Annotated in this window: 8 protein-coding genes; 5 read left to right on the plus strand and 3 right to left on the minus strand. The window is 47.4% G+C overall.

Annotation, left to right across the window (positions count from 1 at the left end; genetic code table 11):
- Together JKY90_02750 and JKY90_02755 are read left to right on the plus strand one after the other, a co-directional pair.
- A partial coding sequence (locus JKY90_02750; protein ID MBL4851186.1) for a bifunctional ornithine acetyltransferase/N-acetylglutamate synthase occupies positions 1–398 on the plus strand: 398 nt, incomplete at its 5' end.
- 240 nt (positions 399–638) lie between these two features.
- Positions 639–1,853, plus strand: a complete 1,215-nt coding sequence (locus JKY90_02755; protein ID MBL4851187.1) for a fatty acid desaturase — start codon at positions 639–641, stop codon at positions 1,851–1,853.
- 85 nt (positions 1,854–1,938) lie between these two features.
- Here the strand turns inward: JKY90_02755 and rpmG are convergent, their stop codons facing one another.
- The 3 genes from rpmG to radC all read right to left on the minus strand — a co-directional run bounded on the left by rpmG (position 1,939) and on the right by radC (position 3,157).
- Positions 1,939–2,094: a 50S ribosomal protein L33 gene (gene rpmG / locus JKY90_02760; GenBank protein ID MBL4851188.1), complete on the minus strand. Its 156-nt coding sequence runs from the start codon at positions 2,092–2,094 to the stop codon at positions 1,939–1,941.
- Positions 2,095–2,113: 19 nt separating this feature from the next.
- Positions 2,114–2,350, minus strand: a complete 237-nt coding sequence (rpmB, locus tag JKY90_02765) for a 50S ribosomal protein L28 (GenBank protein ID MBL4851189.1) — start codon at positions 2,348–2,350, stop codon at positions 2,114–2,116.
- Positions 2,351–2,482: 132 nt separating this feature from the next.
- Positions 2,483–3,157 (minus strand): DNA repair protein RadC, encoded by a 675-nt coding sequence (radC, locus tag JKY90_02770; GenBank protein ID MBL4851190.1) that lies wholly within the window; start codon positions 3,155–3,157, stop codon positions 2,483–2,485.
- A gap of 115 nt (positions 3,158–3,272) precedes the next feature.
- On the opposite strand from radC, the gene coaBC reads away from it, so the two are divergent.
- The 3 genes from coaBC to JKY90_02785 form a co-directional block, all read left to right on the plus strand.
- Entirely contained in the window at positions 3,273–4,469 is a 1,197-nt protein-coding gene (coaBC, locus tag JKY90_02775; protein ID MBL4851191.1) for a bifunctional phosphopantothenoylcysteine decarboxylase/phosphopantothenate--cysteine ligase CoaBC, read from the plus strand.
- Entirely contained in the window at positions 4,453–4,911 is a 459-nt protein-coding gene (gene dut, locus JKY90_02780) for a dUTP diphosphatase (GenBank protein MBL4851192.1), read from the plus strand. Before coaBC ends, dut begins: the two co-directional genes overlap by 17 nt.
- A 177-nt stretch (positions 4,912–5,088) precedes the next feature.
- Positions 5,089–6,501 (plus strand): hypothetical protein (locus JKY90_02785; GenBank protein ID MBL4851193.1); only part of this gene is annotated, 1,413 nt, incomplete at its 3' end.

Here is a 6,501-nt window from a genome sequence, read left to right on the forward strand (position 1 = left end):
ATGGTGAGGGTGCGACGTGTTTAGTCCACATTGAGGTTACAGGCGGTCAATCTCAGCAAGAGTGCCGCAAAGTGGCTGATACGGTGGCTTTATCCCCCTTGGTTAAAACCGCTTTCTTTGCGCAAGACCCGAATTGGGGTAGAGTGTTGGCCGCTGTTGGGCATGCTGGTATTGATGACCTTAATACCGAAAAAGTGACGATTCACCTTGATGGCGTACTCATTGCAGAAAATGGCTCGCGCGCCGCTAATTATAGTGAGCAAGCAGCAAAGCAAGTCATGCAGCGACGGGAGTACTGTCTATATATTGAACTAGGTCGTGGTGCTGAAACAGCACGGGTATCCACTTGTGACTTATCTTACGACTATGTGCGCATCAATGCGGAATATCGTAGTTAGCTAGGAGTCTGCCCGAGAATAGGAACCGTGGCGAGGGCAAGCCATTTTGGGTCAGATTTTTCGATTACAATGAGGCGCGTACCCCAAGGGCATTTCCGTTGGGCAAATATTGGACATATTTAACGAATTTAATCGGAGAATCTGGCCAAAATGGCTTTTCCGTAGTAGTTCTCTATTCTCGGGCTGACTCCTAGACCAAACTCAGGTATGATCCCGATTGATTGGAGCGGAGAGTGACATATGACGTTGAATAATATACTGAATTTTCTCGATGGTGGTTTATTGGAACCGACTGTTTGGGGCTATATTGGTTGGACATTATTGCTCACCCATATCACCATTATTGGTGTGACCGTCTATTTGCACCGCTGTCAGGCGCATCGTGCTTTAGAGCTTCATGTCAGTATCAGTCATTTTTTTCGTTTCTGGATGTGGTTGACCACGGGCATGCGCACCAAAGAGTGGGCGGCTATTCATCGTAAGCACCATGCTAAATGTGAAACCGAAGGTGATCCGCATAGCCCAGTAGTATTGGGTATTGATACAGTGTTATGGCGCGGTGCGGAGCTTTATCAGGAAGAAGCGGATAATATCGAAACGCTTGAAAAGTACGGTAAAGGGACTCCTGACGATTGGATCGAACGTCACCTCTATGCATACTCAAAGAATTGGGGGCTTGCTTTGATGTTGGTGTTGGATATTGCCTTGTTTGGTGCCGCTGGCATCGCTATTTGGGCTGTGCAAATGGCCTGGATTCCGTTTTTTGCTGCGGGGGTGGTCAATGGTCTTGGTCATTGGTGGGGCTATCGTAACTACGAGTGTGATGACGCCGCAACTAACATTTCACCCATCGGCATCCTGATTGGTGGTGAGGAACTTCATAACAATCACCATGCCTTTGCTAGTTCAGCTAAATTATCATCCAAATGGTATGAGTTTGATATTGGCTGGATGTATATCTGTTTGTTAGAGATTTTTTGCTTGGCAAAAGTGAAAAAGTTGCCGCCTGAGCTGACGATTAACCGAGAAAAAATGACCCTGGATACTGACACGGTTGTTGCGATGGTAGGTAATCGTTTGCAGGTGATGTCGAACTATTGCCACGAGGTGTTAAAGCGGGTTCATCGTGATGAAGTGGGTAAGGCAGATGTGATTACGCGTGTGCATTTACACCGCAGTTTGCCTTTATTGATTCGTGAAGAAAGCTTGATGGATGGCACCAGTAAAGAACATCTTGAGAGCGTCTTGGATAACAATAAAACCTTAACCACCGTCTACTCATTTAAGCAGAATTTGCAGGAGATTATGCGCCGCTCTGCCGTGACGCATGAGCACTTGCTGGAAGCAATACAGGAATGGTGTCTTCAGGCTGAAGCAACGGGGATCAAAGCTTTGGAAGAGTTTGCTCAGGCTTTGAGAGGCTACACAATGCAAACCATGAGAGCAATGGCATAAGTGTGAGGCTCCCTTTAGATAGAACAATAAAAAACCCCGCCTAAGCGGGGTTTTTTATTGTGCGAAAACAAAAGCGGGAGGCTATTTATTTGATTTTGCCTTCTTTGTAAAGTACGTGTTTACGCACCACAGGGTCATATTTTTTGATTTCCATTTTATCAGGGGTATTACGTTTATTTTTAACAGTCGTGTAAAAATGACCGGTACCAGCAGAAGAATTGAGTCTAATTTTTTCGTACATGGTGTGTTTTACCCCCTAATTAAACGCTTTCGCCACGTTTTCGCATGTCGGCAACGACTTGGTCGATACCCACTTTATCAATAATACGCATGCCTTTGGCTGAAATACGTAGTCGTACCCAGCGGCCTTCGGCTGCGATCCAAAAACGACGCGAACGTAAATTGGGTAAAAAACGACGGCGTGTTCTATTGTTTGCGTGTGAAACATTGTTTCCCGCCATGGGCCGTTTTCCGGTGACTTGGCATACCCTGGACATTTTATTAAACCTCACCAATGCATTGTTATGGTGTACGCATCAACATGTGCGCAACAAACCAAAGCCCGCCTTTATACCAGAATCAGGGCTGATGAACAAGCTAAATGGTTGCGGCAGAGCCAGTGTATTAATCTACATCAGCCCGCGTTCTGCCACCGACGTAGTATGGCCAGCGCCGATGATGATATGGTCGAGAACACGTATGTCGACCAACTCCAGAGCCTGTTTGAGCCGTTGTGTCAGTGCGATATCAGCTTGGCTAGGCTCGGCATCTCCTGAGGGGTGGTTATGGGCAAATATCAGCGCTGAGGCATTGTATTTGAGGGCGTGCTTAACAACTTCTCTGGGATAGACCGAGGCTTGGTCTATGGTGCCGTGAAATAGTTTCTCAAAGCGGATGAGGCGGTGACGATTATCGAGAAAGAGACAGGCAAAGACTTCATGTGGGTAGTGGCGCAGCTGGCTGGCTAGATAACGGCGAGTGTGGTCTGGGTTAAGCATTACCTGATGGCCAGTCAATTCTTCGGACAGATAGCGCCTACCCAGTTCCAGCGCTGCTTGCAACTGTACGTAAGTGGCATTGCCAACACCATGATGTTGGCAAAAACGCTGGCAGTCAGCAGCAAGCAGTGGCGCTAGCCCACCGAACTCTTCAAGCAAGGATCGCCCCAGCTCGACTGCATTTTGGCCAACGGTTCCAGAACGTAGAAATATAGCCAGTAGCTCTGAGTTGGAAAGGGTGTTGGCACCATGATTTATTAGCTTTTCACGTGGTCGCTCATCTTCTGGCCATTGATGTATTGCCATTGTCTCTCCTTAGGCCTTTCAGCGTCCTGCAATCAATCCATTGATTTTGTCGTGTTTAATGTTACCTTAAAGCGCTTTGGTATGCTCTGATCCAGGTTTAAGATGAACCCCTATGATAGAACTAGTAAATAAGCGTGTGTTATTAGGCGTGAGTGGCAGTATTGCCGCTTACAAAAGCGCTGAACTTGTCAGATTGCTGCGTCAGCAGGGTGCCGAGGTTCGCGTCGTGATGACAGCCACCGCAACTGAATTTATTCAGCCACTGACTTTTCAGGCCTTATCCGGCAACATTGTCTACAGTGCCTGGGATGAGGCTGATAGAGGTGATGGTATGGGCCACATCGAGTTGGCGCGCTGGGCAGATGTTATCGTTATTGCCCCCGCCAGCGCCGATTTGTTAGCCCGATTACGTCAGGGTATGGCAAACGATCTTTTAACGACGCTTTGTTTGGCTAGCGACAGCACCCTGGCCGTTGCGCCTGCCATGAATCGTTTAATGTGGGAAAATGCCGCGACCAAGGATAATTTAAACGTTCTTAAGCAGCGTGGCATTCATATTTTAGGCCCTGGCGCGGGTGATCAGGCATGTGGCGAAGTGGGTCTTGGTCGTATGTTAGAGCCAGGACAATTAGTCGAAGATATCGCAGAACTGTTTACGGCCGGCATCTTGTCGGGGACGAAATTATTGCTGACCGCAGGGCCAACACGTGAGCCGATTGATGCCATGCGTTTTCTTAGTAATCGCAGTTCAGGCAAAATGGGCTATGCCCTGGCGCAAGCTGCCATCGAGGCCGGTGCTGATGTCACGCTTGTTAGCGGTCCTGTTGCACTGACGCCACCAGCAAGAGCAAAATGCCTTAACGTTAACAGTGCCAACGAGATGTATGAGGCGGTGATGTCTGAGGTGCTTACTAACGATGTCTTTATTGCTGCTGCGGCTGTGGCCGATTATCGACCGCTTAATTCTTCAAAAGAAAAAGTAAAACGCAAAGACGATGATGTCAATTTAGCGTTGACCCCAAACCGTGACATTGTTGCCAGTGTCGCGGCCTTACCAAACAAGCCGTTTACGGTTGGTTTTGCAGCAGAGACCAGTGATGTTGAAAATCATGCACGAGGTAAACTTGAACGCAAAGGGCTGAACCTTATTGCCGCCAATCAAGTCGGTGAGGGTCAGGGCGCTGAAGTGGATGATAATGCCATGACCTTGTACTGGGCGGATGGTAGTCAGCACCTGGAAAAAACGACCAAGCATAAGCTGGCACGCCAGATGGTGGCCATCATTGGAGCGCATTATCATGCAGCAACTTGAGCTCAAAGTGCTCGATAAGCGCGTGGGTAGCGAGTTCCCTCTACCTGCCTACGCCACTGATGGTGCGGCGGGTCTGGATTTGCGCGCCATGCTGGATCAAATGACAATAATTGCACCTGGCGAGACGATTCTGATCCCGACCGGTATAGCCATCCACATTGGTGACCCGGCCTATGCGGCGATAATTTTGCCGCGTTCGGGCTTAGGTCATAAACACGGCATTGTGTTGGGTAATTTGGTGGGTTTGATTGATTCAGATTATCAAGGTGGCTTGTTCGTTTCTTGCTGGAACCGTAGTCAAGTAGAATTTAGTATCGAAGTGGGCGAGCGCATTGCCCAGCTGGTGGTGATACCTGTTGTACAGGTTACGTTCGGCATTGTTGAAGAATTCAATATTAGTGACCGAGCTGAGGGAGGCTTTGGTCACTCTGGTCGCATCTAGCAGCTCAAGAATGGCTTAAGGATACCTCTGGTTTATCCATCAACTCAACTCTTGTGCCTGAATAAATCAAAGGTTCATTGAAATAAGGATTAGGTTTAAGCAGTTGATAAAGTTAGGGTAATGAAAAATAAGCTTAAGTTATTCAATAAGTCCGCTCAGAGTGCTAGCTCTTTCAACTTGACGCAGACTATTCATGAGACAAAATTCAGTATTCAGGGCTTGCTATGGATACTAGCGATGCTTGCTATTGCCATTATTCTTGCCGTAGGCGCGGGTGTCTACGTATTATTGACCGAGCATTTTAGCCAACGCTACGAGCAACAAAACGATGCTGATGCCAATACGATAGGTCGTGAGTTATCTAATTATTTTATTCGCTTTCATTCGCGTATAGAAATCCTTGCTAATGATCCGATTGCCGAGCAGGCGTTAGAGAATGTCAATCCAGATGCCCTGCAGCAACGTGAGGCGGAGATTGCCGTGCTTTTCCCTGAGGCAATGCGAGTTATGTTGTTGCCTGCGAATATCGTACGCACTGCTCGTCCGGGCGACTTTCCGGAGCTTGGTTTTGCTGATATTGATTTGCTTGATTCGCATGGGCGAGGTGTTAACCCACCTTTAGAGAGTCACCAATTTGCTAGCGACTATAGTCATATTGATTTTATTAACCGTATAGAAAGCCACTCTAATCGCAGTTTATTAGGGTTTTTGTTGGTGAGTTTTAAAGACGATTTCCTCAATGAGGTGGTCAAAGAGATGGCGCAATACGGTGGTGGGTATTTTGAATTACAGCAACCGCTGGCAAAAGGTAGACCGTTAGTGTTGGCCAAGTATGGCGATGTTGCATTATCAGAAACTGGCAATGCGCTTGAACGGTCAATAAACGGCACTGCATGGCGTTCGCATTATTTTCCGCCGGCGCCTGTGTCATTGGGTTTCGAGTTGAATGCGCGTTATTACGCCATGATTTTTATCGCTGCAGCCTTGGTTTTACTTATACTGATTGTGGTGTTTGCGCGTTTGATCGCAAATTCAGTGCGTAAAGACCTTGGCAGTATCGTGTCACTGGTACGCGACATGGTGGCCGGTCGATTATTACGGCAAGTGAGTGATATTCGTTTGCGTAATTTTGTTAGCACTTACGATATGATTAGCCGTATTGATGTTGATGCCACACCAACACCTATTCAGGTAGATCATGACAGCAATGAAGACGACGAGTATGAGCACGCTGAGATCCCGAGTCCAGGTTTTGAAACGATTGATTTGATTTTTCAAGAAAACACGACGTCAGCAGAAAATATAAGGCCAGCACCAAAACTTAAACAGCGACAAGTTGTGCCAGTGGATGCTTTTAGAGCCTATGACATTCACGGTATTGTTGGTGAAACACTTACCACTGATTTAGTTGTGGATATTGGCCGTGCGCTAGGCAGCGAAGCCTATGCGCGTGGCCAACAAACTATTGTTGTTGCGCGTGACGGTCGTTTATCCGGCCCAGAGCTACTTAATGCCTTAATCAAAGGTTTGACCGAGAGTGGTCGTGATGTGGTTAATTTAGGTTTGGTACCGATACCAGTGCTCTATTTC

This window comes from Gammaproteobacteria bacterium, assembly GCA_016765075.1.
Classification (GTDB): domain Bacteria; phylum Pseudomonadota; class Gammaproteobacteria.